The sequence below is a fragment of the Streptomyces sp. A0958 genome (assembly GCF_004795035.1).
In the GTDB taxonomy this organism is placed as follows: Bacteria; Actinomycetota; Actinomycetes; order Streptomycetales; family Streptomycetaceae; genus Streptomyces.
On record NZ_SSBK01000004.1, the window covers coordinates 245,527 to 269,147 of the forward strand.

The following is a 23,621-nucleotide window of genomic DNA, read 5'->3' on the forward strand; positions in this document are numbered from 1 at the left end:
GCCACTCCAGCATCTTCGCCGCCGCCCGGCCCGCCGGTCCTGTTGTGCCGCACGCGGCGTGGCGGCTGCGGCGCGCCGCCGTCAGTCCAGTCCGCGCGCCTGCCGGAACCGGGTCAGCCCCTCGGACAGGTCCACCACCGGCTCCGGGTAGTCCAGGCGCTCGCGCTCGGCGCCGCGCAGCTTCCACGGCTCGTGCACGGCGGCCCCGGACAGCGACGCCAGCTCCGGCACCCAGCGCCGGACGTAGTCGCCGCCCGGGTCCAGCCGCTTGGCCTGTACCACCGGACTGAGCACGCGGTTGGGCCGGCTGTCGGTCCCGGTTCCGGCCATCCACTGCCAGTTCAGCTGGTTGTTGGCGATGTCGCCGTCCACCAGGAGGTCCAGGAAGTGCCGCGCCCCGACGCGCCAGTCCACGTACAGGGTCTTGGTGAGGAAGGAGGCGGTGAGCAGCCGGCCCCGGTTGTGCATCCAGCCCTCGTGCCGCAGCTGGCGCATCGCGGCGTCGACCACCGGATAGCCGGTGCGCCCCTGCCGCCACGCGTCGATCTCGTCGGCCGCCTCCGCCTCGGAGCGCCACCGGTCGTGCTTGGTGCGGTAGTCCTCCCAGGACGAGGCCGGCCGGGCCGCGAGGACCTGGTAGTGGAACTCGCGCCAGCACAGCTGCCGTACGAACGCCTCGGCCCCGGCGCCGCCCCCGTCCCGCGCCCGGTGCACCAGCTCGACCGGGGACAGGGTGCCGAAGTGCAGGTGCGGCGAAAGGCGAGAGGTGGCGTCGCCCGCCAGGTCGTCGTGCCGGTCCTCGTACGCCGCGAGCCCGTGGCGCCGCCACGCCGTGAACGCCTTGCGCGCCGCCTTCTCGCCGCCCTCGGCCAGACCCTCCGAGACGCCGGGGACACCGGAGCGGGCCGGCACCTTCTCCGAACGCGGCCCCTTCGGCACCCGCACCGTGCGCGGCGCGCCGAAGACGTCGCGCAGACGCTCTGCCGACCAGCGCCTGAAGTACGGGGTGAACACGGCGAAGTGGTCCGACGAGGCGGGGGTCACCGCGCCAGGCGCCACCGCGGTGACCACCCCGTCGTGCACGCGCAGCCGGCGCCCGTCGGACTCCAGCGCCTCGCACAGCCGCTCCTCGCGGCGCCGGGCGTACGCGCTGACGCCCGCGGCCACGTGCACCTCGTCCGCACCGGTCTCGGAGGCGACCGCGCACACCTCGGCGGTCACCTCGCCCGACCGGATCACCAGCCGGCCGCCCCGGTCCCGCAGCCCGGCATCGAGGTCGCGCAGGCAGTCGGCGAGGAAGGCGCGCCGGTTCGGGGCGTCAAAACCGGCCGCCTCGATCGCGCGGTCCCGGACGAACAGCGGCACGATCTCGTCGGCGGAAGCGAGCGCGGCCCGCAGCGGCGGATGGTCGTGCAGGCGGAGATCGGCGGTGAACAGGACGACCGCTACGGTCATGGCGCAACTCCTGGTGAGGGGGGACTGCCATGCTGCCGTCGCCCGTACGCCCCGGTCCGCACCGCTCAGGACGACACCGCGGGTACCGCCCGTCCGGGTGACACGCCGGTCTCCGCCACCCGCGCGATGTTGCGGGCCATGCCGCCGAACACGAGGGCGTGGAAGGGCGAGACACTCCACCAGTACGCGTGGCCGAGCAGCCCGCGCGGATGGAACAGGGCCCGCTGCCGGTAACGCGTCCGGCCCCTCTCGTCCCGCTCCACGTACATCTCCAGCCAGGCCGGTCCCGGCAGCCGCATCTCCGCGCGCAGCCGCAGCAGACGGCCCGGTTCGATCTCCTCGACCCGCCAGAAGTCCAGGGAGTCACCCACCCTCAGCCGGTCGGTGTCGCGCCGTCCTCGTCGCAGGCCCACGCCTCCCACCAGCCGGTCGAGCCAGCCGCGCACCGCCCAGGCCAGCGGGAACGAGTACCAGCCGTGCTCGCCGCCGATGCCTTCGATCACCCGCCACAGGGCGTCCGGCGACGCGTCGACGGTGCGTTCGCGCACATCCGTGTACAGGCTGCCGCCCGCCCAGTCGGGGTCCGTGGGAAGGGGATCGCTGGGCACCCCCGGCACCGAGGCGGAGGACCACCGGGTCGCGACCCGGGCCTCCCGGACCCGTTGCAGCGCCAGCCGCAGCGCCGTCTTGAACGTGAACGGCTGCCCCGCACCGTCGGGGACGTACCGCGCGATGTCGTGTTCCCGGCACACCACCTCGTACCGCAGGGACTCCGCGAGCGGCCGGGCGATCGGCGCGGGCACGGGCGTGATGAGCCCGACCCAGTGGCTGGACAGCCCCGGTGTCAGCATCGGCACGGGCAGGATCAGCCGGTGCGGCAGCTCAGCGACCTCCGCGTACCGCTGCATCATGTCCCGGTAGGTCAGGACGTCCGGGCCGCCGACGTCGAAGGTGCGGTTCACGTCCCGGGGCATGCGGGCACTGCCCACCAGATAGCGCAGCACGTCGCGCACCGCGATCGGCTGAATCCGGGTCGACACCCAGCTCGGCGTCACCATGACCGGCAGCCGCTCCGTGAGATAGCGCAGCATCTCGAAGGAGGCGGACCCCGAGCCGATGATGATCGCGGCGCGCAACGCGGTGGTCGGGACGCCGGAGTCCAGCAGGATGCGGCCCACCTCCGCCCGCGAGCGCAGATGCGGCGACAGCTCACGCGCCGGCGTGCCGTCGGGGGTGAGGCCGCCGAGGTAGACGATGCGCCCGACCCCCGCCGCCCGTGCCTGCTCCGCGAACGTCGAGGCTGCCCGCCGGTCGGTGTCCTCGAAGCCGGCCCCGGTCGTCAGGGAGTGCACCAGGTAGTAGGCCACGTCGATGCCGCGCATCGCCGGGGCCAGGGACTCCGCGTCCGTGACGTCGCCCCGGACGGTCTCCACCTCCCCGGCCCACGGATAGTCCCGGAGCTTCTCCGGGGTGCGGGCCAGACACCGAACCCGGTGCCCCGCCGCGAGGAGTTCCGGCACCAGCCGGCCGCCGATGTAGCCGGTGGCGCCGGTGACCAGGCAGTTCAGCGGCGTGTTCGCGTGGTCGACCGTCATGAGACCTCCGCATCGGTTCGTGTCCTGCCGGATGCGCCGGGTCTTCTCCGACCGGCCCACTGCGACCAGTCTGACGTCCGGACCCGCGCCCCGCACGGCCGCGGCGGGTATGGCCCCTGCGCTCCCGGGGCATCCGAGGCCCATGGACGCAGAGGCCGCAAGAGCTGAGCGCGACGGAACCCCGTCCAGAGGATGGGGGCGGCTCCTGCTGCGCGTCTCCATACTGGTACTGGCCCTCCTGGCCCTGGTCGGATTCTCCGTCGTGCTGGCGAAGGTGACGCTCACGCCGTCGCCCGCCTCCGAGGACCTCGTCACGTCGAACCTGCGACCGGGACGCTCCCTGCGCCAGTACGCCGAGGACTACACCTTCCTCGCCGCGTGCAAGCAGGCCGGGGGCAACCTTCTGCTGGGCATGCCGTTCGGTGTCCTGCTGCCCATCCTGGTACCGCGGCGGCTGCGGATGATCCGCATGGTCCTGCTGACCGTGCTGGTCATCGCCGTCGTCGAACTGGTGCAGGGAGCGCTCGTCGCGGGCCGCGCCTTCGACGTGGACGACGTCATCCTCAACACCGCGGGCGCGCTCCTGGCCTATCTGCTGGTCGGGCGCCGCCTGAGCCACCGCTACCACGTCCTCGCGGACGAACCCGGCCGAACGACGGAGCCCGCCCCGGCCCGGCGCCCGGAGCCTGCCCTGCGCCCCGCCCGGCAGAAGGCACGGACCCCCTCGCGCTGGTCACGGCTGCGGCAGGGCGCACGGGCCAGGGCCGCACGCGGCCGCCCCCGCAAGCGCTGACGGAGACGAGCAGCCGGATACCCGATCGGCGTTGGCCCTCGGCCGGCTGCCCGCCCCCGTCCGTGACCCGCTGCTCCTCGGACGACACCGGCTACAGCATGCGGCCGTAAAGGACTCGTGCGAACGCCCGTTCCCCCGGCATGATCACCGGATGACATGGACAGCCCCTGAAGCCACGCGTACGCCCGGCTCGCTCGTCGCAGGCGAGCGCGAGATGCTCACCGGATTCCTGAACTGGTTCCGTTCCACCCTCCTGCAGAAGTGCGCCGGCCTGACCGGTGAGCAGCTCGCCGAGCGGACCGTCCCGCCGTCGAACCTCGCGCTGCTGGGACTCGTACGCCACATGGCGAAGGTCGAACGCACCTGGTTCCGGCAGCGGTTCGCCGGCCAGGAGCTGGGGTCGCTGTACGACCAGGCGAAGGGCAAGGACGCGGACTTCGAGGACCTCGACCCGGCCCGGGCCGCCGAGGACTACGCCCGGCTGGTCGAGGAGTGCCGGCTGGCGGACGAGATCGTCGCCGGCGCCTCGCTGGACGACACCTTCACCCACGACGGCGAGGTCTACTCCCTGCGCTTCGTCCACGTCCACATGATCAGCGAGTACGCGCGCCACATCGGCCACGCCGACCTGGTACGGGAGCGGCTGGACGGTGACACCGGGGCGTGAGAGAGGTGTGTGACGGCGTGCGGTGCCCAGGCCGTCCGTTCCCGCGTACAGCAGGCGGCGCAGCCGCTCCGGCCTCCGGAGTGAATCCGGCGGGCCGGGTCATACGGGCAGTATGACCTCCACCGACCCGGCGACAGAACCGCCGACGAAGCCCGCACCGGCCGACGACGGCGCCCGCGGCCGTCGCAACCGCCGCTGGGGCCGGGTTGCCGCCGGCTGCGCGGCCGCGCTGGCCCTGCTGCTCATCGGCACCCGCCTCAGCCTGCTCCCCGGATTAGGTGACCTGCTGGGCGAGGAGACGCACGACCGCTCCGGCCCGGCGGTGCTCAAGTCGATCCAGGACATGAGCAGGTACGAGGCGGCCGCCGGCAACTTCCAGGTCGTCGTCGACCTGGAGAAGGACACCAAGTTCGTCCCCGACGCCATCCGCGGCACCCGCACGCTGTACGTCGGCGCCGGCACCGTGTCCGCGTACGTGGACCTGGGGCAGGCGACGAGCGGGGGAGTCGTCGTCGACGAGGACCGCACCACGGCCGAGATCCGCCTGCCGCACGCGGTGCTGGGCAAGCCGGCGCTCGACCCCGACCGCTCCTACGCGGTGTCCAAGCAGCGCGGCCTCCTCGACCGGCTCGGCGACTTCTTCTCCGACAATCCCGGCAGCGAGCAGGCCGTCAACCAACTGGCCGCACGCCACATCGGCGAGGCGGCCAAGGAGAGCGGCCTGGCCCAGCGCGCCGAGAAGAACACCACCGCCATGCTGCGGGGCCTGCTCGGCTCACTGGGCTTCGAGAAGGTCACGGTCCACTACGCAGCCGCCCGCCCCTGACGCCGATGGGCCCAACTCGCTTCACTCCCACCACCCTTGACGCTCACGCCTCCCCGGGTATGGTCTAGTCCAAGTGCAGGGCCCGGCCCCGGCCACCCCCTACGCAGGGGTGTCCGGTCATGGTTCTGCCGCGCCCTTCGCCCCTCTTGGCCCCACACTCGAGAGGCTGGACTGCCGCTCCCGGGCTCCCCACAGTCCGCGCGTGCAGCGTCGCCTCATGTGAAGGAGAAGCATGCACGCGAAGAGGAAGACCGCCGCAGCTCTCGGAGCCGTACTCGCCCCGGTACTCGCGCTCACCCTGCCCACCGGCTCCGCCAGTGCCCACGGCTACATCTCGTCACCGCCCAGCCGGCAGGCCCAGTGCGCCGCCGGAACCGTCAGCTGCGGCTCCATCACGTACGAACCGCAGAGCGTGGAGGGCCCCAAGGGGCTGACCAGTTGCAGCGGCGGCAACAGCGCCTTCGCCGAGCTGGACGACGACTCCAAGGGCTGGCAGGTCACCCCGGTCAGCCGCAGCACGTCCTTCGAGTGGAAGCTGACCGCACGTCACGCCACCAGCACCTGGCAGTACTTCGCGTCCGGCCAGAAGATCGCCGAGTTCAACGACAACGGCGCCCAGCCCGGCGCGACCGTCACCCACCAGGTGGACTTCGGCAACCTCTCGGGCAAGCAGAAGGTCCTCGCGGTGTGGAACATCGCCGACACGGCCAACGCCTTCTACGCCTGCATCGACGTCGACGTCAGCTGACGACACCGCCGGCAACCGGAGCCCCCACCCCGCATAGGGTGGGGGCTCCAACGGCTGTACGGCGCGCGGCACGGGCGGAGGACGGAACATGACGGACCACTGGGTGCGGCTCGAACTCGACACCACGGCCTTCGACACCGAACGGTTCGAGGCATACGTGACCACGTGCCGGAACGAGGGCATCCGGCTGACCACGCTCGCGGAGCTGGGTGACACCCCGGAGCACCGGCGCGCACTGTACGAACTCAACAAGGAGTGCTCCGCCGACATCCCGGAACGGGGCGAGTTCTTCACGTACGAGGAATTCTGCGCGCGCCGGTTCTACGTTCCCTCGTACGACCCGCGCGGTGTCGTGATCGCCCTCGACGGCGACGTCTGGGTCGGCCTGGCGGCGACCTCCCGCCACGTCGGCTTCGTGTTCAACGAGATGACCGGGGTGAAGGCCACGCACCGGGGCCGTGGCATCTCCATCGCCATGAAGACGTTCGGGATGGACTTCGTGCGCCTGTGCGGTGTGCACCGGGTCCGGACGTTCCACCATCCGGCGAACGCGAGCGCGATCGGAATGAACCGGACCATGGGCTTCGTCGACACCGAATGAACCGGTGGGCGTGCGCGACACGTCGACCGGGGCGGATTTTCGCGGTGGCCGAAGTCGTTGAAGCCATGATGAGATGCCGCGGCCGATGAGATGCCCGGCTGGATACCGACGATGGGAATGACGCATGCCTCTGCAGGGCGAGTACGAACCGAGCCCCACACAGTGGGTCCGTGACCAGGTCGAGCAGTACGAGAGCTCGGGGGGAACGGAGGGGACGACGATGCGCGGCATGCCGGTCATCGTCCTGACGACCGTCGGCGCGAAGAGCGGGAAGATCCGCAAGACGCCCCTCATGCGCGTCGAGCACGACGGCCTGTACGCGGTGGTCGCCTCCCAGGGCGGTGCCCCGAAACACCCGGTCTGGTACCACAACCTCGTCGCCGATCCGCGCGCGGAGCTCCAGGACGGGCCGGTGCGCCGGGACATGACCGCCCGAGAGGTGACCGGCGAGGAGAAGGCGCTCTGGTGGGAACGCGCGGTCGAGGCGTTCCCCGACTACGCCGACTACCAGAAGAAGACGGACCGGGAGATCCCCGTCCTCGTGCTGGAGCCGGTGGACGGCAGCCACTGAGGCGTCGGGGACACCACTGCCGGTGGGCGGTGCTCCGCGCGGGGCACCGCCCACCGGCGCCGGACCCCGGATCGCGGGGCGAGCGGCTGCGGGACCTGGTTACGCGCGGCGGGATAGTGTCCAGCACGGCCCCTGAGGGGTGGGGCCGAGCGGAAGGATGCAGAACCAGATGACAGACAACTCCGACCTCGTCGCGTTCGTGCGGGCACGCCTCGACGAGGAAGAGCGGATCGCACGGGAAGCGGGCGGCGAGGGGTGGCGGTGCCCGGCCGAGGTGCCCGGCGAGATCCACGACCGCGGCGGCGCGATCGCCTTCACCCTGCGCACGCACGGCTACGACCACCACATCGCCCGGCAGGACCCCGCCCGGACCCTCCAGCGCATCGAGACCAACCGGGTCCTCATCGACGAGTACACCGAGGTCGCCGCCCTCGATGTCGACCGGCCGCAGCGCGATTTCGCGTCCGGCCGGGCCTTCGGCCTCGGCTTCGCGGTCCGGCAGATGGCCGCCGAACACGCGGGCCACCCCGACTACCAGGTGAAATGGCTGCCCCGCTTCACCCAGTGAACCCCGCTTCACCCAGTGACCCTCGGTCCGCCCGGTGACACCCCGTGCCGCCGGCCCGGGCCGGCGGCACCCCAGGTCAGAGCGGGTTCATCCCGTGATCGCCCTTGGTGGTCACCTGGTCGCTCCGCTCCTGGAGCCGGCGCGCCTTGTCCTGGAGGCGCTGCCGCTCCTGCGGGTCGGAGGCACGATCGGCGGCCTCCTGCATCTCCTGCGCCTTGGCCCGGATGCGCTCGGCGCGACCGCCGGTTTCGTCCGCAACGCTCATGATCACTCCTGGTTCTCGAAGGAGAGCCGACCACTCCAGCGAATCAGCGCCGCCCCGCACCTGCATCTCGAACGGCCACGGTCCGCTCGTCCGCCCCGCAACCGCCCGGCCCCTCTTTCGCACCAGCGAACGCCTTCTGGCAAGATCGTGCGCTCGAACGGAGAGCCCGGCCGGGGGAATTGCCTTGCTCGGCCGGACGAAACGAGCTTGTGGAACGGGGAACGAAGAATATGCGCACGTGGACTCGCGCCATGCCTGCGGCGATGGGCGCCCTGGTGCTGGCCGTGGTACTGACCGGCTGCAACGGTTCGGACGCGGACGACGGCGGGAAGAGCTCCGGAGCCTCGGACGACAAGACGACCTACCGCCTGGGCGAGGCGAGCCCGCCGCAGGAGAGCTCCATGCAGAAGTCGAAGGACGCCACCTTCACCGTCACGCCCACCAAGGTGGAGACCGGTACCAAGGCGGACATGGACAACTCCGGCCTGGACAAGGACAAGGACGACAGCCCCAAGATCCCCGTCTACGTGTGGGCCACGGTCACGCACAAGAACGGTACGGCCATGGAGGTGGGGGACATGGACGACGACCTGATCGTCAAGACCGACAAGGGCGAGCGTACGAAGGCGCTCATCGTCATCATGGGCGAGGCGAAGTGGCCCGACTGCCCGGCTCCGGACACGGAGAAGAAGCTGAGCCCCGGCCAGTCGGAGAAGATCTGCAAGGCCTTCCTGATTCCCGAGGGTCAGAGGGCCGCCGCGGTCGAGCTGAGCCGGGGCTTCACCAAGGAACCGCTGGAGTGGCCCGTCAACGGCTGACGAACGGCCGCGGGGCCGCCCGCGACATCGGCGGGTGTCCGGCTGCTCCCCGACCTGACCTTCGACGAGGTCGGCGGCCAGGTGGACACCCTGCTGGTGCCCGGCGCGGTCGACGTGAGGGACGACGGGCCCGCCGCCCTCAAGACCGCGGCCCTCACGGGCATCGCCGACCTCTTCGCCCGCGTCGCCCCCACGGTCGACTCGCTCCCCGCCTGACGGGGTAAGACTGCGCCGGGATGCCATCAGGCATCCCGGCGTCACGTCGAGGGCGAGGAAAGCGGGAGGACTAACCGTTACAAGGAGTGAGAAGGAAGTCCCCCCATGGCCTCGCCGCGACCGACGCTATCAGTTACGCCGGGATCAGGTCGCGCAGATTTTCCGGCGTGACGATCACCGAGTCCGGGTGCAGACCGTCCGGGCGCTCCAGACCGATGTACGTGACCGGGCCGTCCGGTACCGTCACCCCGTCCCACAGCGTGGTGGCCGCCCCTCGCCCCGCCATCAGACCGGTGAGGTACCCGACCGTCAGGTAGTCGCGCTCGACGATGCCGCGCACCAGCGTCGCCACGGACACCCGGTTGCCCTCGACGCGGTTGGAGTGCGGGTTGCCCGCCAGGTACAGGTGGAGCCACCTCGCCCACCAGCGGCCGTCGGGCCCGCGCAGGAACGCCAGCGGCAGGGCGACCTTGCCCGGCCCGCGCAGTTCCGACTTCATGCGGACCGTACGCGGCTCGAAGGGCCGGCCGGCCTGTTCGGCGTCACGGGTCATGAACCCGAAGAACGACTCCTTCACGGCCTCGAAGCTCTCCCCGGAGAAGATGTTGACCTGCGGGACGACGAAGTCGCCGCGTACGGCGTCCAGGCGCAGGTTGATGAACTCCGATGCCCCCTCGGGCGCTTTCGTGATGTCACCGGAGTGCTCGCCCCCGACCGCGGTGAGCGCCGTGTACGACAGCCAGCACACCGTCTCGTAGTCGGCGTCGAGCATCAGCGCCGACAGGTCGAAGTCGGTGTCGCACTTCGCCTGCTTCCAGTGGACGAAGAAGCGCAGCAGCTCGCCGTCGACGGGCGAGAGGGAGCCGCGGGGGAGGACCCCGAGACCCGCGGCCGTCGACTTGCCGCTGAGCGGGAGCGCCACATCGAGGATGTCCGGGTCGATCAGCAGGTGCCCGGTCTCCGGCAGACGGCGGCTCGTCTCCGCGTCCAGCGCGGCGATCAGGCGTTCACGGCCGGGCCGCGGCACCGGCGGACGGGTGTCGGTGGCCACCCAGGCACGGGCGCGCTGGTTGACGAAGACACGGCGCCCGCCCGGCACCCGTCCCCGGTTGTGCAGGTGCTCACGGACCGACAGCAGGACCCGGCCGGAGACGCGGGGGGCTGCCTGCTCGGCGGCGGCCACGACGGCGTCGCGTTCGCCGTCGGTACGGCAGGTGCGCAGCAGACGGTCAAGCGAGCGCAACAGCTTGCCCGGGGCGGCGGCCAGCAGCCGCGTCGCACCGGTGATGTCGTCGGCGCCGAGCAGTTCCTCGACGCGGCTGTCGAGGGACCGGGCCACCTGCTCGCCCCGGGCGACGGCGAACACCTCGGCGGCGTGCGGCCGGTTCGGGTACTCGTGCGGGTGAAGGCGCTCGCCGAGACGCTTGAACGCCTCACGATGGGCCGGGACATCGGCGAGCTTGGCGGGAGCCGCCGCGACGACCGCGTCCAGCCCGGCCAGCAGCGCCCGGCGCACCGGCCGCGACAGTGACCGGAAGCGCGTCGGCTTCACCAGGGTCACATCCCCGCCGCTCAGCGCGCAGGCCAGGCGGAGCACATCGGTGACGGTGTCCAGCAGGAGGTCCCGGCCGGCGGCGAGGTGGCCGGCGTTGACGACGGCCCTGTTCTCCCGCACGGGTATGGTCTCCGGCTGCGGCCCGTCCACGCAGTGTGCGGCCAGCACGCCGAGGTCGCGCAGACCCTCCTCGCCCAGCGGGGTGCTGCTGCCCGCGAGGGCGAGGTAGAGCGCGGTGACCTCCTCGTCGGACGTCCCGCCCAGGTGCAGGACCGTCATGCGGTCGCCGGCGGCAGCCGTCAGCTCGTCGTGTGCGGCGAGCATCTCGGCGTACGTGTGCCGGTAGTTGCCGTACGACGGAAGGGTCAGCAGGTCGACCACCCCCGTGCGCAGCTGCTCGATCGTGCCCGCGCGCGAGGCGTCGTCCCGGAGTGCGTCGGCGATGCACTCCATCCAGAAGTCGAACGTGTCGGGCACGCCCGCGGGGAAGTCACGGAAGTACGTGTTGTGCCGGACATGGTCGCCCACCAGCTGTCGCACGACGTCCAGCGTGCGCGTGGCGGTCTCGACCACGGTGTCCTCGGACAGCGTCGACAGGCGTTCCAGCACGGCGGCCGAGAGCTTGAAGCCCACGGACATCAACGCGGAGTCGAACTGCCGTGCCACGACGTCGCCTTGCCCGGCGGGCCCGGAGGGGGCGGGGAGGCGGTGGGAGTGCCGGATGACCAGAGGATCGAAAGGGTGGGCCATACGGGCATGATCCCAGAACCGTACGGGGAAGGGCATGCGAGTTTCGGGGTCGCCCCGCGGGCACCGGCACGACCCCACGCTGAAGGGGAGGATCGCGTGGGGCGTTCCGTCCTCCGCGGCCCGGCCGGCCGGGGTGGAGCGACGGCGCGGAGACCGGCCCCTGCCTGGCCTGTGCGTCGGGTCGATGACGGGCCCGCAGGCCGGAGCGCCGGCGGAGAGGCGGTCGAGGAGTCCTGCGCCTCCGGGCACGTGACCACACGTGCCATGCCCGCCTCCTCCGCGCAACGGCCCACTGCGAGGCGGTCTCCCGGGCGAAACCGTCCGGGCCGGTGAAGGAGTCGTCTTTGCCGCCGGTCAGCCCTCCACCGAGGTGGTCGTGAAGCGGTCGCCGCAGATGCGGAGCTGGGGGTCGCGCAGGGTGAGCGCCTCCTTGGAACCGGGCGGGTACACGCGGAGGTAGTCGGCCCGGTCCCAGCAGCCGGAACCCTTGACGCCCTGGTTGAGCGTGTGCAGGGTGGCGTTCGCCGCCTTGCCCGGGGCGATCACCGTCCGCCCTCGCGCCGCGCCTTCGTGCTTGGCCGGTACGCCGATGACGCTCCCGTCGCGCTTGATCAGGGACACCCCGGGGAAGCCGTTCAGGGTGCAGGAGTGCGCGGACTTGTTCACGAAGGTGAGCCGGTAGTAGACCTGGCCCGCGCCCGGGTCGGCACGCCCCACACTCATGGTCAGGCCCTCGGCCGTACACCGTGCGGAATCGGAGCCGGTGCCGGGCGCTGTGGTGTTCGCGGTGTCGGGGGAGGCCGGCTCCGTGGCGGGGGCCGAGGAGGCCGCGTCGGGAGGGGGCGCCGAGGTCTGCGGGGGGCCGGTGCTTACGGTGCGGGTCGCCGCCCCGGTCGGGTCGTCGGAGGACGAGGTGCCGCCGCAGCCCGCCGCGACGAGCGCGAACGACATCATCGCGACGGGTGCGAGGAGGCGTCGGCGGAGCGTGCGCGCTCTCCCGGCGGTCACGCTGCCCCGTCGGTGGGGCGTGCGCGCGAACGGTGAGGGGGTGGCGGGGGTGCGTGGAAGTGAGCCCATAACGGACAGCTGCTCGATTTCCGGCGGTCCGAACCTGTTGTCTCGCGGAATCGTCCCGGCCGGGCCGGTCGGACCCGTGGCGGCTGCAGTTCACTCCGGGGCCGGCCGTACCACGGGCAGCCCGGCCGTCTCCGCCGCCTCGGCAAGCACCTCGCGGAGCATCGCCGGGGTGAGCCGGCCGGTGAAGACGTTGCGCTGGCTCACGTGGTAGCAGCCGAACACCGTCAGCGCGTCGCCCGCCCCGTCGGCCGGTGCCAGCGTCGTACGGACACCGTGCCCGAACACGGGCCGCGGCCGGGGCACCTGCCGGCCGGCCAGGCTCAGGGCGGCGAGGGCCGCCTGCCAGCCGAAGCCGCCCAGCACGACGACGGAACGTACCGTCGGCCGCAGCAACTGCAACTCCCGGGCCAGCCAGGGCCGGCAGGTGTCCCGCTCGCCGGGCGTCGGGCGGTTGGCGGGCGGCGCGCAGTGTACGGGCGACGTGACCCGGACCCCGTACAGTTCGAGGCCGTCGCCCAGATGCGTCACCGTGGGCCGGGAAGCGAGGCCCAGCTCGTACAGCGTGGCGTACAGGAGGTCGCCGGCCCGGTCGCCGGTGAACATCCGGCCCGTCCGGTTCCCACCGTGCGCGGCGGGCGCGAGGCCCGTGATCGCCAGGGAGGCATCGGGGGGCCCGAAACCGGGTACGGGGCGTCCCCAGTACTCCCAGTCGCGGTACGCGGGACGCTTGGCGAGGGCGGTCTCCTCCCGCCACTCCACGAGGCGGGGGCAGGCGCGGCACCGGATCAGCTCCCCGTCGAGGCCGGCCAGCGTACGGGAGCGGGCCGCGGCCCGTACGGGGTAATCCTCGGCGGTGCACATGTTCGACCCGCTTCCACGTCCCTGCCGACGTTCTTCGGGGCTCGCCCCGGTGGCGGGCCCTTCGAAATGAGCGTACCCAGGGCGGAGGGGACCATGACCGTGGACCGGTCCCGCACTCCACGAGAAAAGAAAGGAAGCCGGACCATGAAGGATTTCGCCGTCGGGGACCATGTGCGATGGAACTCCGAAGCCGGTCACGTCGAAGGCGTCATCACCAAGAAGCACACACATGACGTCGAATTCAAGGGGCGCACCCGGCGCGCCGGCCCGGACGAACCGCAGTACGAGATCAAGAGCGACAAGACCGATCACATCGCCATGCACAAGGGCAGCGCGCTGACGAAGACCTGATCGGGCGGCCGGGTGACCTGGGCGAGGTGGCGTGGTGAACCGGATCTGCACGGTCGGGCATTCGACCCGCGAGTTCGACGAGCTGCTGGAGCTGCTGCGCAGGAACGACGTCACCTGCCTGGCCGACGTGCGTTCCTTCCCGTCATCGAGAAGGCTCCCGCAATGGAACCGGCAGGAAATCATCGATACACTGCCGCCCGACATCGGATACCGGTGGATGCCGAAGCTCGGAGGCCGTCGCCACACCCCGAAGGGGGTGCCGAGCGTGAATGGCGCCTGGCGGGTCAAAGCCTTCCGCGATTACGCCGACTACATGGCGACCGACGAATTCCGGGAAGGCTTCGACGCATTGCTCGAACTCGCCGAGCACGAACGGCCGGCGATCATGTGCAGCGAGGCGGTGCCGTGGCGCTGCCACCGCAGACTGATCACCGACGCACTGATCGTCGCGGGTGCGGAGGTCGTCGACATCCTGTCGCCCACGTCGACGCGGCCCGCGGTCCTGAACAAGGACGCGCGGGTCCGCGACGGCCGTTTGGCCTACCCGCCCCACGACTGAGGAGACCCGCCGGCGCTGGCTGCGCCGGGCCCGGCCCCGGGCCAGGGGCGGAGCTTCTCCGGGTTGCGGATCGCCCAGATGCGGTGGACGCGGTCCCCGGTGAGGCCGAACGCGGCCACGGTGACGGTGGCGCCCGCGTGCTGGGCGACCAGACCGGGCCGGCCGTTGACCGTCCGCTCCAGGAGCACGAGCCCGGGGACCTTGTCCGCGAAGTGGACCAGGTACTGGGCGACGCGCTCGGCGCCCTCCACCGGACGCAGGGCCGCCCCGGCCAGGCCGCCGCCGTCGGTGATCATCGCGGCCTCGGGATCGAGCAGCCCGACCAGGGCCTCGATGTCCTTGGCCTCCCACGCCTCCTTGAAGCCCCGCACCAGACCCGCCTGCTCAGCCGAAGGACCCGTCTCCGCCCGCGCCTCACGAAGGCGACGGCGGGCCGAAGCGGCGAGCTGCCGGCAGGCCGGCGTGCTCCGGCCGACGATGTCCGAGACCTCGGCGAAGGGGTAGCGGAAGACGTCGTGCAGGATGAACGCCACCCGCTCGGCCGGTGTCATCGACTCCAGCACGACGAGGAACGCCATGTTCACCGACTCGTCCAGGGTGACCCGGTCCGCGGGGTCCGCGGGTTCCTCCCGGCCACCCGCGGCGTGGCCGCCTATCCACTCCGCACGGTCGGGCAGCGGCTCGGGTATCCACTCGCCGACGTAGCGCTCACGCCTGACCCGCGCCGAGCCGAGCACGTCCAGGCAGACCCGGCTGGCCACCGTCGTCAGCCACGCGCCGGGGGACTCGATGGCCTCCTGCCGGCTCCGGGACATCGCGTACCAGCGGGCGTACGTCTCCTGCACGGCGTCCTCCGCCTCGGCGAGCGAACCGAGCATCCGGTAGGCGAGGTTGATCAGCTGGCGGCGCTCGCCGATGACCGCGCTCAGGCCCGGGTCCGACTGTGCCCCGGACCGCTCGTCGCCCGGCTCGGATGGTGTGCTCATGATCGTGACCGTCCCTGGTTCTTCTCGTGCGTTTCCACTCCCGGTGGTCCGACGGAACAGCGCACCGGAATGTGAGGCGGATGTCCACCCCGCATCCTGGGGATCTACGTCGTCGGACCGGGGCCGCCATTGATCCGGCCGATGGCGGGTACGCGCGGTGGACCCCCACGAAAGGACGACGCGTGTCCCCACAGCGCAAGAACATCTTCGTACTCGGCCTCGACGAAGCGAACCTGCCGACCCTGAACGCCGTACCGTACGCCGACACCTACCGCTTCCACCCCCTGCTCAGCATCGAGGAGCTGCAGGGCGGCGAGGTGTCGGTCTCCGATCTGCTGAGCCGGGCCCGGGCGATCCTCGACGCGCACGAGGGCAGCATCGACGCGATCGTCGGCTACTGGGACTTCCCCGTCAGCACGCTCGTGCCGATGCTCGGCAGCGAGTACGGCACCCGCACCACCAGCCTGGAATCCGTCGTCAAGTGTGAGCACAAGTACTGGAGCCGGCTGGAGCAGCAGAAGGTCATCGACGCCTATCCCAACTTCGGCCGGGTGGACCTCGACAGCGCCGACCCGCAGCCGCCCGAGGGCGTGAGCTTCCCCATGTGGCTCAAGCCGGCCCTCGCCTACTCCTCCGAACTCGCCTACGGCGTCAAGGACATGGCGGAGTTCCGTACCGCCGTCGAGACGATACGCCAGGGCATCGGCCGGGTCGGGAAGCCCTTCGACGCGGTACTCGACCTCCTCGACCTCCCCCCGGAGATGGAGGGCGTCGGTGGACAGGTCTGTCTCGCCGAGGAAGCCATGACCGGCATCCAGGTCGCCGTCGAGGGCTACGCGCACAACGGCGACGTCACGGTCTACGGGGTGCTCGACTCCATCAACTACCCCGACTCGCCCTGCTTCCTGCGGCACCAGTACCCGAGCACCCTGCCGCCCTCGGTGATCCAGCAACTGCACGAGGTGAGCAAGCGGACCATCCGGCAGATCGGCATGGACGCGGCGACGTTCAGCATCGAGTACTTCTACGACCCGCAGACCGAGGAGATCAGCCTGCTGGAGATCAACCCCCGGCACTCCCAGTCCCACGCGGAGCTGTTCGACTACGTGGACGGCGCCCCAAACCACCACCGGATGATCCGCCTCGCCCTCGGCGAGGACCCCGTGACACCCGGCGGACAGGGCCCCTACCGCCTGGCCGCCAAGTGGTACTACCGCTGGTTCGGCGAGGGAACCGTGCACGAGGTGCCCACCCCTGAGAGGATCGCGGCCATCGAACGGGACATACCCGGCGTACGCATCGACGTCGTGCCGTCCGAGGGGCAGAAGCTCTCCTCCGTCCCCGGGCAGGACAGCTACAGCTACGAGATCGCCCACATCTTCACCGGAGCGGACGACGAGGAGGGGCTGCGGCGCAAGTTCGACCAGTGCGTCGCCGCCCTGGGCCTCACGTTCGACGAGACCGCACCGGGCGGCCGCGACGTCAAGGCGTCGTGAACAGGCCGCAAGCAGGAAGGAGCAGAGCACAGGTATGCGACACGTCGACCGGCTGCCGTACGCGGTGCAGCAAGAGGACCACGTCACCATCACCATGTCGGACGGGGTCCGGCTGTCGGCGAGGATCTGGCGGCCCACCACCTCCGACCGGCAACCGGTCCCGGCGATCCTGGAGGCCGTTCCCTACCGGAAGAACGACCTGACCTCCACCCGCGACGCCATCCACCACCCCTACATCGCAGGCCACGGCTACGCCTGCGTGCGCGTCGACCTTCGGGGGACCGGCGAATCCGAGGGCGTCCTGCTGGACGAGTACCTGGAACGGGAACAGTGCGACGCCGAGAAGGTGCTCGCCTGGCTCGCCGGGCAGCCCTGGTGCGACGGCACCACCGGCATGATGGGCATCTCCTGGGGAGGCTTCGCCGCCCTCCAGGTCGCGGCCCGCCGGCCCCCGAGCCTGGGCGCCATCGTCGTCGCGTCCTTCACGGACGACCGGTACGCGGACGACATGCACTACGTCGGCGGCGCCATGCTGTCCGACAACCTGGCCGAGGCGGGCACCATGTTCGCCTACTCCACCTGTCCGCCCGACCCGGCCGCCGTCGGCGAGAACTGGCGCGACATGTGGCACGAACGGCTGGACTCCGCGCGCCCCTGGGTCCTCGAATGGCTGCGCCACCAGGAACGCGACGACTACTGGCGCCACGCCTCGCTCAGTGAGGACTACGGGGCGCTGCGCTGCCCCGTACTCGCCTCCAGCGGCTGGGCCGACGGGTACTCCAACGCCGTCACACGGCTCCTGAGCCGCGTCGACGTGCCGCGCAAGGGCCTGATCGGGCCCTGGTCGCACAAGCTGCCCCACCTCGGCGAACCGGGACCGGCCATCGGATACCTCCAGGAGGTCGTCCGGTGGTGGGACCACTGGCTCAAGGGCATCGAGAACGGCGTCATGGAAGGGCCCATGATCCGGGCCTGGATGCAGGAGAGCGTGCCGCCCTCCACGTCGTACCAGGAGCGGCCCGGCCGCTGGGTGGGGGAGCCGAGCTGGCCGTCCCCGCACATCGAGGAGGTGGCCCACCCCCTGCGGGACCACACCATCGTGAGCGGTGCGGGCGAGCGACCGGAGGCCGGGGGAGGGGAGGCGGTGGAACGCGTTCACACCGTCCAGTCACCCCTGTCCGTCGGGCAGTTCGCCGGGAAGTGGGCGTCGTACAACGCCCCGCCGGACCTGCCCTACGACCAGCGGGAGGAGGACGGCGGCTCACTCGTCTTCGAGACCGAGCCGCTCGCGGAACGCGTGGAGATCCTCGGCGCGCCCTCGGTGGACCTGCTGGTGTCCTCGTCCAGGGAGACCGCCCAGATCGCCGTGCGGCTGTCCGACGTGGCACCCGACGGCCGCGCCACCCGGGTCACCTACGGGGTGCTCAACCTCGCCCACCGCTCCGGCGACGGCCGGCCCGAGCCGCTTGAGCCCGGCGAGAAGTACCGCGTCCGAGTCCCTCTCAACGGGGTCGCCCAGGTATTCCCGGCCGGCCACCGCATCCGCCTCTCCCTCTCCACCTCGTACTGGCCACTGGTCTGGCCGGCCGCCGCACCGGCCTGCCTGAGCGTCCACGAGAGCGGCAGCGGCCTCACCCTGCCGATCCGCCCGGCCGACGCCCCCGACGAGATGCCGCAAATGCCCTTCGGCGAGCCCGAGGGCTGCGCGCCCCCCGAGGTCACTCAGCTGACCGAGCCCGAACAGGCGTGGACGGTGACGAGGAACCTGGTCGACTACCACTCCGCGCTCGACATCGTGAAGGACCGGGGGCTCCAGCGGTTCGAGGAGAACGGCATCGAGGTGGGGCTGCGCGCCTGCGAGAAGTACACGTCCGCCGCGGACGACTTCGGGTCGGTGAGCGGCGAGTCCGCCTGGACCATGCGGTTCCGGCGCCCCGGCTGGGACGTGCGCGTGGAGACCCGCACCATTCTGACCTCGGACGACACCGCGTTCCACGTGGACGCCACCCTGGACGGTTACGAGGACGGCCGCAGGGTCTTCTCCCGCACCTGGAACGAGAGCGTGCCGCGCGCGGGGGCGTGAGTGTTGGGCGTCGCGGCCTATCCGGCCGTGATCGGCGAGACATCCCTAGCCAGCGGGAGGGGTCTGACGCCACTCCAGCATCAGGATGGTGGCGTCGTCGCTCAGCCTGTCGTGCTGGGACTCCCGGATGGAGTGGATGAGCTGCCGGAGGGCTTCCGACGCGGGCTCGCCGACAGCGGTGGCCCGGATGACGGAGGCCGTGAAGCGGTTCAGCCCGAACTGGGTGCCGTCCGCCATGCGGGCCTCGGTCACCCCGTCCGTGTAGAGCAGGATGCGGTCGCCCGGCCGCAAAGGCACCTCGTGCACCATGCGCTCCGTCCCGGAGATCGTTCCGGGCGTGCCCATGGGGGGTTCGCTGGGGCGGTCCAGAGCGTTGTCCAGTACGCGCTGGTCCCGGATCAGCAGGGGAGGCGGGTGGCCGCAGTTGATCCAGCTCAGGACCCCGCTGGACATGTCCAGTTGCAGCGCGATGCCGGTGCAGAACTGGTCGGGCAGCCACTCGGCCAGGACGTCGTCGACGGTCTTGACGAGTTCCCGCAGCCCCGACCCCTTGCGGCGGGCACTTCGGCAGCCGGCCATGGCGATGGCGCTGGTCATCCCCGACGCGAGATTGTGGCCCATCGCGTCGAGGATCACGGCGTGCAGCGTGGACTCCGTCAGCGAGTGGTCGAAGGCGTCCCCGCCGAGCTCGTAGGCAGGTTCGAGAACCGCCGTGGACAGCGCGCGGTCCTCGCCCACCGCGCGCGGCGGCAGCAGGGCCCGCACCATTTCCGCGGGCAGCGTCATGGTCTCGGTGCGGGCCCGCTGCACGAAGCGGTCACTGAACGCGCGTTTCGACGTGATGGCCATCGCGAGGATGGACGCGAGACTGTTGCACCGCTCCAGCCGCGTCCTGTCCAGCGCGTCCACCTGGACACCGATGACGCCCAGCCGCTCCACCCCGTCCACGAGCGGGAGCCACGCGATCAGCGTGTCGGTGTCGGTGGTCTCGATGCGCAACGCCAGGGAGCGGAAGGCCGCACCGGCCAGTGACGCGTCCACACGCAGCTGTGCTTCGCCCGAGAGCGGTGTCAGACGCTGCTGCTGAAGGTCGACGAGGTAGATCTCGACCCGGCCCAGCCCCAGCAGTCCGGCGTACCGGTTGACCAGCCCGGGCAGGTTGGTCGGCGCGGTGGCGTGCACCTGCGCCAGGAACCCGTGCAGCAGCCGCTCGCCGTCACTGGTGGGGGAGCGTGTCATGGGTATCACCCGTCCGGCAGATGTGTGCGCACGGGAACAAGCCAACCGTCCAGGGACCTGTGGGTGCCAGTTCAGGACGCCATTCGGCTGATCGTGCTCCACATGGTCGCGGAGCACGTGAAAAGCCCGTGCATGCCGGTGCGATTGCCGGGCAGGCGGGGCGTGAAAAGTGTTCCGTGACGTGAGGAGAACCGTCGTGCTGTTGGCTCATCCCGTGGTGCTGTGGGGGCTGGTCAGGGAATACGAGGCGCTGAAAGTGCTGCACGGTGAGGACGGCGGTGCGGTGGCCCGCCAGCGGATGGACGACGTGGCGTACTCGCTGTGTCTCTCGACGGGGACACAGGATGTCGACGCCGCGCTCATAGCGGCCCGTTTTCAGCTGCCGGGAGCACGCATCGAGGACGACTCGGTTCTGGCCGAGTGAGCGCGCGGTACGCGAGAGGAGGGGTCGGCCGGGAAATTCCCGGCCGGCCCCTCCTCTTATGTACGGCCTCTTATGTACAGGCTCTCGCGTACGGAATGATCAGATGCGGCGGTGGCCGTGGTAGTAACCACCGATCTGCTCGTGATAGCCCGGGTCGTCGGTGTGCTCGTCCTTGTCGAACTCGGGCGAATTCTTGATCTGGTCCTTGGTGAGGTCGACGAAGATCTTGCGCTCGTCCGGGTCGACGCTGCGCACGGTTCCGGCCGGCAGCAGAACGTGCTTTCCGAAGATCCAGACACCGGTGTCCACCACCAGGTACGAGGAGTCGACTTCGTCCGAGTGCTTGTCGACCTTGCCGATGCTTCCGTCGGCGGCCTCGACCTTGAATCCGATCAGGTCGGTGCCCGCGCTGTGGCCCGCGGTCGGCTGGTAGCCCCAGATGTTGTCACTCATAAAACGGCTCCTTCGTCGAGACTTCGTGTTTCTCGGAACTCCGCGTGCCCGACATCCCGGGCGCTACACACCTGCGAGGGCGAGAATAAAAATGGGCTGGGCCACGACCCGGAAGTCGTGGCCCAGCCCATTTCTGTGAACTGTGGGACTGGCTTATTTACCAGCGGTACCAGCGACCGCGCTTCCCGCCACCACCCGCCGGGCGTACGACGAAGCCGAGCAGCCACACCACAAGCACGGCGATGGCAATCCACCACAGGGCCTTCAGGGCGAAACCCGCGCCGAAGAGAATGAGTGCGAGCAGAAGAACCAGAATGACAGGAACCATGGGTATCAACCTCCGAAGCTTCATATGCCCCGGCCCCCGGTCTGTATTCCCGAAAAGTTCATGACTTTCCTGCGGAAGTGTGGGAAGGCGATGTCACCGCCCTGTTGTGACGGGCGGACAACGCGCTGAACACCCATAGTGGAAAAGGACCCCACGCCGAAGGAGACCCATCATGACCCGAGCACTCGCGCTCGTCTGCACCCTCTCGCCGTCCCCGAAGCCGTCGAGCAGCCAGCTCCTGGCCGACCAGATCATGGCCGAACTCACCGATCTGGGCGTGCGGGGGGAGACCGTGCGGATCGTCGACCACGATGTCCGGCCGGGCGTCGCCCCTGACATGGGGGACGGGGACGAGTGGCCCCAGCTGCGCGAGAAGGTGCTGGCGGCGGACATCCTGCTGGTCGCCACCCCGATCTGGCTCGGGCATCCGTCGAGCCTGTGCCAGCGCGTACTGGAGCGGCTGAACGCCGACATCTCCGAAACCGATGACGAAGGACGGCAGTTGCCCTACGGCAAGGTGGGCATGGTCGCCGTCGTCGGCAACGAGGACGGGGCCCACAAGGTGAGCGCCGATGTCTTCCAGGGGCTCAACGACCTGGGCTTCACCCTGGCCCCCGGGGCGGTGAGTTACTGGGTCGGAGAGGCCCAGCACGGGACCGACTACCAGGACCTGGAGGAGACCCCGGAGGCCGTCAGGTCCACCACCCACTCGATGGCCGTCAACGCCGCCCACCTCGCGCGCGTCCTCGCCGACGCGCCCTACCCGCCGCGCTGACAGTCTGCCCCTCCCGCCCTTCCCCGTCGTTGCCGCTGCCGTTTCAGAGAACGGCGGCGGCACGGCATTTGTCCGCGGCGTGTGTGGAACGCATGGCTCCGGGTAGTCGCAGCTTCGCGCATGCAAGCACGTGCCGTCCGACGGAAGGGGAATGATCGCGATGACGATATCCGTATCTGTGCAGGTACCGGGGACCACTACAGGTGCGCCGGCGGAACTCCCGGAGATCGCCGATCCGCTGAAGGTCGCGCCGAAGGACGCCCGCGCGCTCAGCAAACTGTTCTTCGACCGGCTTCAGACGCTCGAAGAAGGTACGGCGGAGTACCAGTACGCCCGCAACACGCTGATCGAGATGAACCTCACCCTGGTTCATTTCGCGGCCGCCCGGTACCGCAACCGCGGCAACGGTCAGATGGAAGACATCATCCAGGTGGGGACCATCGGGCTGATCAAGGCCATCGACCGCTTCGAACTCTCCCGGGAGGTCGAGTTCACCTCGTTCGCGATCCCCTACATCGTCGGTGAGATCAAGCGGTTCTTCCGGGACACCACATGGTCCGTCCATGTGCCGAGGCGGCTCCAGGAGTTGCGGGTCACACTCGCCAAGGCCAAGGAGGAGCTGGCCACCGCGCAGGGCCGGGAGGCCACGGTCGCCGAACTCGCCGCACGCCTCGGGATCAGCGAGGAGGAGGTCATCGAGGGCCTCGTCGCCTCCAACGGCTACACCGCGCACTCGCTGGACGTACCCCTCGACGGAGCGGAGACCGACAGCCCCAGCGGGGTGAGCCGCACCCACGCGGACGTCACCGGCGAGTGCGACCCGGGCATCGAACTGGTCGAGAACCTGCACGCCCTGGCACCCCTCCTGGAGACCCTGGACGACAGGGAGCGCGCCATCGTCGAGATGCGCTTCGGGCAGGAGATGACGCAGTCCCAGATAGGCGAACGCCTGGGGCTGTCCCAGATGCACGTCTCACGACTCATCGCCCGCATACTCGGGAGGCTCCGCGCAGGCATCCTCACAGAGGACTAGCACCCGCCCTGCGGCCTCGTCGGCCTCATCGGATGGGCCTCATGGGCCTCACTGGACGCGCGAGGAGCCTCCGGACGACTCGTCCTCGTCGTCGTCCTCGTCGTCGTCCGACCCCGGCAGGTGGACGTCCGTGACGTTGATGTTGATCTCGACGACGTCGAGACCGGTCATCGTCTCGACCGCGTCCGTGACATGCGTACGGATGTTGCGCGCGGCCTCCAGGATGGGGAAGCCGTAGTCGACGACGATGTCGACATCGATGGCGGTCTGCTTCTCGCCGACCTCCACCTTGACGCCCCGCCCGGGGTCGCTGGAGCCGGAGACCTTGTCCTTGACGGCACCGAGTGCCCGCGAAGGGCCCCTGCCGACGGAATGGACACCGTCCGCCTCCCTCACCGCGATGCCGGCGATCGTCGAGACCACGTTGTCCGCGATGGTGGTCGTCCCTCGAGCACCGCCCGGAGTGCTGCTTTCCAGCCGGGTGCCGCTGCCGCTTTCGTTGGTCGCCATGAATTCCTCACACGGAAA

26 protein-coding genes and 1 pseudogene are annotated in these 23,621 nt (G+C 70.5%); 16 read left to right on the top strand and 11 right to left on the bottom strand.

Going from position 1 to position 23,621, the window contains the following annotated elements:
- Nucleotides 1-81: 81 nt before the first annotated feature.
- Together E6P78_RS06325 and E6P78_RS06330 are read right to left on the bottom strand one after the other, a co-directional pair.
- The gene (locus E6P78_RS06325) at nucleotides 82-1,455 is read right to left on the bottom strand and encodes a deoxyribodipyrimidine photo-lyase (RefSeq protein ID WP_136202505.1); all 1,374 of its coding nucleotides are present in this window, start codon (nucleotides 1,453-1,455) and stop codon (nucleotides 82-84) included.
- A 65-nt stretch (nucleotides 1,456-1,520) separates the two neighbouring features.
- Complete coding sequence (locus E6P78_RS06330) at nucleotides 1,521-3,050, bottom strand: SDR family oxidoreductase (RefSeq protein ID WP_136202506.1); 1,530 nt, start codon at nucleotides 3,048-3,050, stop codon at nucleotides 1,521-1,523.
- Nucleotides 3,051-3,192: 142 nt separating this feature from the next.
- On the opposite strand from E6P78_RS06330, the gene E6P78_RS06335 reads away from it, so the two are divergent.
- The 7 genes from E6P78_RS06335 to E6P78_RS06365 all read left to right on the top strand — a co-directional run bounded on the left by E6P78_RS06335 (nucleotide 3,193) and on the right by E6P78_RS06365 (nucleotide 7,824).
- Entirely contained in the window at nucleotides 3,193-3,843 is a 651-nt protein-coding gene (locus E6P78_RS06335; protein ID WP_136202507.1) for a VanZ family protein, read from the top strand.
- A 151-nt stretch (nucleotides 3,844-3,994) separates the two neighbouring features.
- The gene (locus tag E6P78_RS06340; RefSeq protein ID WP_136202508.1) at nucleotides 3,995-4,510 is read left to right on the top strand and encodes a DinB family protein; all 516 of its coding nucleotides are present in this window, start codon (nucleotides 3,995-3,997) and stop codon (nucleotides 4,508-4,510) included.
- A 112-nt stretch (nucleotides 4,511-4,622) separates the two neighbouring features.
- Entirely contained in the window at nucleotides 4,623-5,336 is a 714-nt protein-coding gene (locus E6P78_RS06345) for a DUF4230 domain-containing protein (RefSeq protein ID WP_136202509.1), read from the top strand.
- A gap of 232 nt (nucleotides 5,337-5,568) precedes the next feature.
- Nucleotides 5,569-6,084 carry a lytic polysaccharide monooxygenase auxiliary activity family 9 protein gene (locus tag E6P78_RS06350; protein ID WP_136202510.1) on the top strand — a complete coding sequence of 172 codons (516 nt, stop codon included), beginning with the start codon at nucleotides 5,569-5,571 and terminating at the stop codon, nucleotides 6,082-6,084.
- A gap of 88 nt (nucleotides 6,085-6,172) precedes the next feature.
- Nucleotides 6,173-6,685, top strand: a complete 513-nt coding sequence (locus tag E6P78_RS32995) for a GNAT family N-acetyltransferase (RefSeq protein ID WP_206307735.1) — start codon at nucleotides 6,173-6,175, stop codon at nucleotides 6,683-6,685.
- Between the two features lie 124 nt (nucleotides 6,686-6,809).
- Nucleotides 6,810-7,256: a nitroreductase family deazaflavin-dependent oxidoreductase gene (locus E6P78_RS06360; RefSeq protein WP_136202511.1), complete on the top strand. Its 447-nt coding sequence runs from the start codon at nucleotides 6,810-6,812 to the stop codon at nucleotides 7,254-7,256.
- A gap of 169 nt (nucleotides 7,257-7,425) precedes the next feature.
- On the top strand, nucleotides 7,426-7,824 hold the full coding sequence (locus E6P78_RS06365) for a DUF6221 family protein (RefSeq protein WP_136202512.1): 399 nt from the start codon (nucleotides 7,426-7,428) through the stop codon (nucleotides 7,822-7,824).
- Nucleotides 7,825-7,900: 76 nt separating this feature from the next.
- Here E6P78_RS06365 and E6P78_RS06370 read toward each other — a convergent pair whose 3' ends face one another.
- Complete coding sequence (locus tag E6P78_RS06370; RefSeq protein WP_136202513.1) at nucleotides 7,901-8,089, bottom strand: DUF6381 family protein; 189 nt, start codon at nucleotides 8,087-8,089, stop codon at nucleotides 7,901-7,903.
- A gap of 230 nt (nucleotides 8,090-8,319) precedes the next feature.
- On the opposite strand from E6P78_RS06370, the gene E6P78_RS06375 reads away from it, so the two are divergent.
- Both E6P78_RS06375 and E6P78_RS06380 read left to right on the top strand, forming a co-directional pair.
- The gene (locus tag E6P78_RS06375; protein ID WP_136202514.1) at nucleotides 8,320-8,907 is read left to right on the top strand and encodes a hypothetical protein; all 588 of its coding nucleotides are present in this window, start codon (nucleotides 8,320-8,322) and stop codon (nucleotides 8,905-8,907) included.
- A 24-nt stretch (nucleotides 8,908-8,931) separates the two neighbouring features.
- Nucleotides 8,932-9,039 (top strand): annotated as a pseudogene (locus E6P78_RS06380) (AraC family transcriptional regulator); the annotation flags it as partial.
- 217 nt (nucleotides 9,040-9,256) lie between these two features.
- Here the strand turns inward: E6P78_RS06380 and E6P78_RS06385 are convergent.
- The 3 genes from E6P78_RS06385 to E6P78_RS06395 all read right to left on the bottom strand — a co-directional run bounded on the left by E6P78_RS06385 (nucleotide 9,257) and on the right by E6P78_RS06395 (nucleotide 13,366).
- On the bottom strand, nucleotides 9,257-11,428 hold the full coding sequence (locus E6P78_RS06385; protein ID WP_136202515.1) for a TerD family protein: 2,172 nt from the start codon (nucleotides 11,426-11,428) through the stop codon (nucleotides 9,257-9,259).
- A gap of 354 nt (nucleotides 11,429-11,782) precedes the next feature.
- Entirely contained in the window at nucleotides 11,783-12,436 is a 654-nt protein-coding gene (locus tag E6P78_RS06390) for a DUF4232 domain-containing protein (protein WP_240799083.1), read from the bottom strand.
- A 159-nt stretch (nucleotides 12,437-12,595) separates the two neighbouring features.
- On the bottom strand, nucleotides 12,596-13,366 hold the full coding sequence (locus tag E6P78_RS06395) for a uracil-DNA glycosylase (protein ID WP_136202516.1): 771 nt from the start codon (nucleotides 13,364-13,366) through the stop codon (nucleotides 12,596-12,598).
- Nucleotides 13,367-13,510: 144 nt separating this feature from the next.
- Between E6P78_RS06395 and E6P78_RS06400 the strand changes: the two genes are divergently transcribed.
- Both E6P78_RS06400 and E6P78_RS06405 read left to right on the top strand, forming a co-directional pair.
- Nucleotides 13,511-13,717: a DUF2945 domain-containing protein gene (locus E6P78_RS06400; protein ID WP_136202517.1), complete on the top strand. Its 207-nt coding sequence runs from the start codon at nucleotides 13,511-13,513 to the stop codon at nucleotides 13,715-13,717.
- A gap of 34 nt (nucleotides 13,718-13,751) precedes the next feature.
- Complete coding sequence (locus tag E6P78_RS06405; protein WP_136202584.1) at nucleotides 13,752-14,276, top strand: DUF488 domain-containing protein; 525 nt, start codon at nucleotides 13,752-13,754, stop codon at nucleotides 14,274-14,276.
- On the opposite strand, the gene sigJ is transcribed toward E6P78_RS06405, so the two are convergent.
- Nucleotides 14,258-15,262 carry an RNA polymerase sigma factor SigJ gene (gene sigJ, locus E6P78_RS06410; RefSeq protein ID WP_136202518.1) on the bottom strand — a complete coding sequence of 335 codons (1,005 nt, stop codon included), beginning with the start codon at nucleotides 15,260-15,262 and terminating at the stop codon, nucleotides 14,258-14,260. The genes E6P78_RS06405 and sigJ overlap by 19 nt on opposite strands.
- Nucleotides 15,263-15,444: 182 nt before the next feature.
- Here sigJ and E6P78_RS06415 point away from each other — a divergent pair, with 182 nt between their 5' ends.
- The gene (locus E6P78_RS06415; RefSeq protein WP_240799084.1) at nucleotides 15,445-16,758 is read left to right on the top strand and encodes an ATP-grasp domain-containing protein; all 1,314 of its coding nucleotides are present in this window, start codon (nucleotides 15,445-15,447) and stop codon (nucleotides 16,756-16,758) included.
- Nucleotides 16,759-16,792: 34 nt separating this feature from the next.
- Nucleotides 16,793-18,841 (top strand): CocE/NonD family hydrolase, encoded by a 2,049-nt coding sequence (locus tag E6P78_RS06420; RefSeq protein ID WP_136202520.1) that lies wholly within the window; start codon nucleotides 16,793-16,795, stop codon nucleotides 18,839-18,841.
- Nucleotides 18,842-18,886: 45 nt separating this feature from the next.
- On the opposite strand, the gene E6P78_RS06425 is transcribed toward E6P78_RS06420, so the two are convergent.
- Complete coding sequence (locus E6P78_RS06425; RefSeq protein ID WP_136202521.1) at nucleotides 18,887-20,080, bottom strand: PP2C family protein-serine/threonine phosphatase; 1,194 nt, start codon at nucleotides 20,078-20,080, stop codon at nucleotides 18,887-18,889.
- 196 nt (nucleotides 20,081-20,276) lie between these two features.
- Between E6P78_RS06425 and E6P78_RS06430 the strand changes: the two genes are divergently transcribed.
- Nucleotides 20,277-20,504 carry a DUF5133 domain-containing protein gene (locus tag E6P78_RS06430; RefSeq protein ID WP_136202522.1) on the top strand — a complete coding sequence of 76 codons (228 nt, stop codon included), beginning with the start codon at nucleotides 20,277-20,279 and terminating at the stop codon, nucleotides 20,502-20,504.
- Nucleotides 20,505-20,603: 99 nt separating this feature from the next.
- Here E6P78_RS06430 and E6P78_RS06435 read toward each other — a convergent pair whose 3' ends face one another.
- Together E6P78_RS06435 and E6P78_RS06440 are read right to left on the bottom strand one after the other, a co-directional pair.
- Nucleotides 20,604-20,957, bottom strand: coding sequence for a PRC-barrel domain-containing protein (locus E6P78_RS06435; protein ID WP_136202523.1), 354 nt, complete (start codon nucleotides 20,955-20,957; stop codon nucleotides 20,604-20,606).
- Nucleotides 20,958-21,114: 157 nt separating this feature from the next.
- Nucleotides 21,115-21,285 carry a hypothetical protein gene (locus tag E6P78_RS06440; RefSeq protein WP_026171501.1) on the bottom strand — a complete coding sequence of 57 codons (171 nt, stop codon included), beginning with the start codon at nucleotides 21,283-21,285 and terminating at the stop codon, nucleotides 21,115-21,117.
- A gap of 172 nt (nucleotides 21,286-21,457) precedes the next feature.
- Between E6P78_RS06440 and E6P78_RS06445 the strand changes: the two genes are divergently transcribed.
- Both E6P78_RS06445 and E6P78_RS06450 read left to right on the top strand, forming a co-directional pair.
- Nucleotides 21,458-22,060 (top strand): NAD(P)H-dependent oxidoreductase, encoded by a 603-nt coding sequence (locus tag E6P78_RS06445; protein WP_136202524.1) that lies wholly within the window; start codon nucleotides 21,458-21,460, stop codon nucleotides 22,058-22,060.
- Between the two features lie 151 nt (nucleotides 22,061-22,211).
- Nucleotides 22,212-23,093 carry an RNA polymerase sigma factor SigF gene (locus tag E6P78_RS06450; RefSeq protein WP_136202525.1) on the top strand — a complete coding sequence of 294 codons (882 nt, stop codon included), beginning with the start codon at nucleotides 22,212-22,214 and terminating at the stop codon, nucleotides 23,091-23,093.
- 48 nt (nucleotides 23,094-23,141) lie between these two features.
- On the opposite strand, the gene E6P78_RS06455 is transcribed toward E6P78_RS06450, so the two are convergent.
- Nucleotides 23,142-23,603, bottom strand: coding sequence for an Asp23/Gls24 family envelope stress response protein (locus E6P78_RS06455; protein WP_136202526.1), 462 nt, complete (start codon nucleotides 23,601-23,603; stop codon nucleotides 23,142-23,144).
- Between the last annotated feature and the right edge of the window lie 18 nt (nucleotides 23,604-23,621).

Bases quoted from the DNA above. Each gene is read 5' to 3' on its own strand.
- E6P78_RS06325 (WP_136202505.1), bottom strand. From the start codon at position 1,455: ATGACCGTAGCGGTCGTCCTGTTCACCGCCGATCTCCGCCTGCACGAC.
- E6P78_RS06330 (WP_136202506.1), bottom strand. From the start codon at position 3,050: ATGACGGTCGACCACGCGAACACGCCGCTGAACTGCCTGGTCACCGGC.
- E6P78_RS06335 (WP_136202507.1), top strand. From the start codon at position 3,193: ATGGACGCAGAGGCCGCAAGAGCTGAGCGCGACGGAACCCCGTCCAGA.
- E6P78_RS06340 (WP_136202508.1), top strand. From the start codon at position 3,995: ATGACATGGACAGCCCCTGAAGCCACGCGTACGCCCGGCTCGCTCGTC.
- E6P78_RS06345 (WP_136202509.1), top strand. From the start codon at position 4,623: ATGACCTCCACCGACCCGGCGACAGAACCGCCGACGAAGCCCGCACCG.
- E6P78_RS06350 (WP_136202510.1), top strand. From the start codon at position 5,569: ATGCACGCGAAGAGGAAGACCGCCGCAGCTCTCGGAGCCGTACTCGCC.
- E6P78_RS32995 (WP_206307735.1), top strand. From the start codon at position 6,173: ATGACGGACCACTGGGTGCGGCTCGAACTCGACACCACGGCCTTCGAC.
- E6P78_RS06360 (WP_136202511.1), top strand. From the start codon at position 6,810: ATGCCTCTGCAGGGCGAGTACGAACCGAGCCCCACACAGTGGGTCCGT.
- E6P78_RS06365 (WP_136202512.1), top strand. From the start codon at position 7,426: ATGACAGACAACTCCGACCTCGTCGCGTTCGTGCGGGCACGCCTCGAC.
- E6P78_RS06370 (WP_136202513.1), bottom strand. From the start codon at position 8,089: ATGAGCGTTGCGGACGAAACCGGCGGTCGCGCCGAGCGCATCCGGGCC.
- E6P78_RS06375 (WP_136202514.1), top strand. From the start codon at position 8,320: ATGCGCACGTGGACTCGCGCCATGCCTGCGGCGATGGGCGCCCTGGTG.
- E6P78_RS06385 (WP_136202515.1), bottom strand. From the start codon at position 11,428: ATGGCCCACCCTTTCGATCCTCTGGTCATCCGGCACTCCCACCGCCTC.
- E6P78_RS06395 (WP_136202516.1), bottom strand. From the start codon at position 13,366: ATGTGCACCGCCGAGGATTACCCCGTACGGGCCGCGGCCCGCTCCCGT.
- E6P78_RS06400 (WP_136202517.1), top strand. From the start codon at position 13,511: ATGAAGGATTTCGCCGTCGGGGACCATGTGCGATGGAACTCCGAAGCC.
- sigJ (WP_136202518.1), bottom strand. From the start codon at position 15,262: ATGAGCACACCATCCGAGCCGGGCGACGAGCGGTCCGGGGCACAGTCG.
- E6P78_RS06420 (WP_136202520.1), top strand. From the start codon at position 16,793: ATGCGACACGTCGACCGGCTGCCGTACGCGGTGCAGCAAGAGGACCAC.
- E6P78_RS06425 (WP_136202521.1), bottom strand. From the start codon at position 20,080: ATGACACGCTCCCCCACCAGTGACGGCGAGCGGCTGCTGCACGGGTTC.
- E6P78_RS06435 (WP_136202523.1), bottom strand. From the start codon at position 20,957: ATGAGTGACAACATCTGGGGCTACCAGCCGACCGCGGGCCACAGCGCG.
- E6P78_RS06440 (WP_026171501.1), bottom strand. From the start codon at position 21,285: ATGGTTCCTGTCATTCTGGTTCTTCTGCTCGCACTCATTCTCTTCGGC.
- E6P78_RS06445 (WP_136202524.1), top strand. From the start codon at position 21,458: ATGACCCGAGCACTCGCGCTCGTCTGCACCCTCTCGCCGTCCCCGAAG.
- E6P78_RS06450 (WP_136202525.1), top strand. From the start codon at position 22,212: ATGATCGCGATGACGATATCCGTATCTGTGCAGGTACCGGGGACCACT.
- E6P78_RS06455 (WP_136202526.1), bottom strand. From the start codon at position 23,603: ATGGCGACCAACGAAAGCGGCAGCGGCACCCGGCTGGAAAGCAGCACT.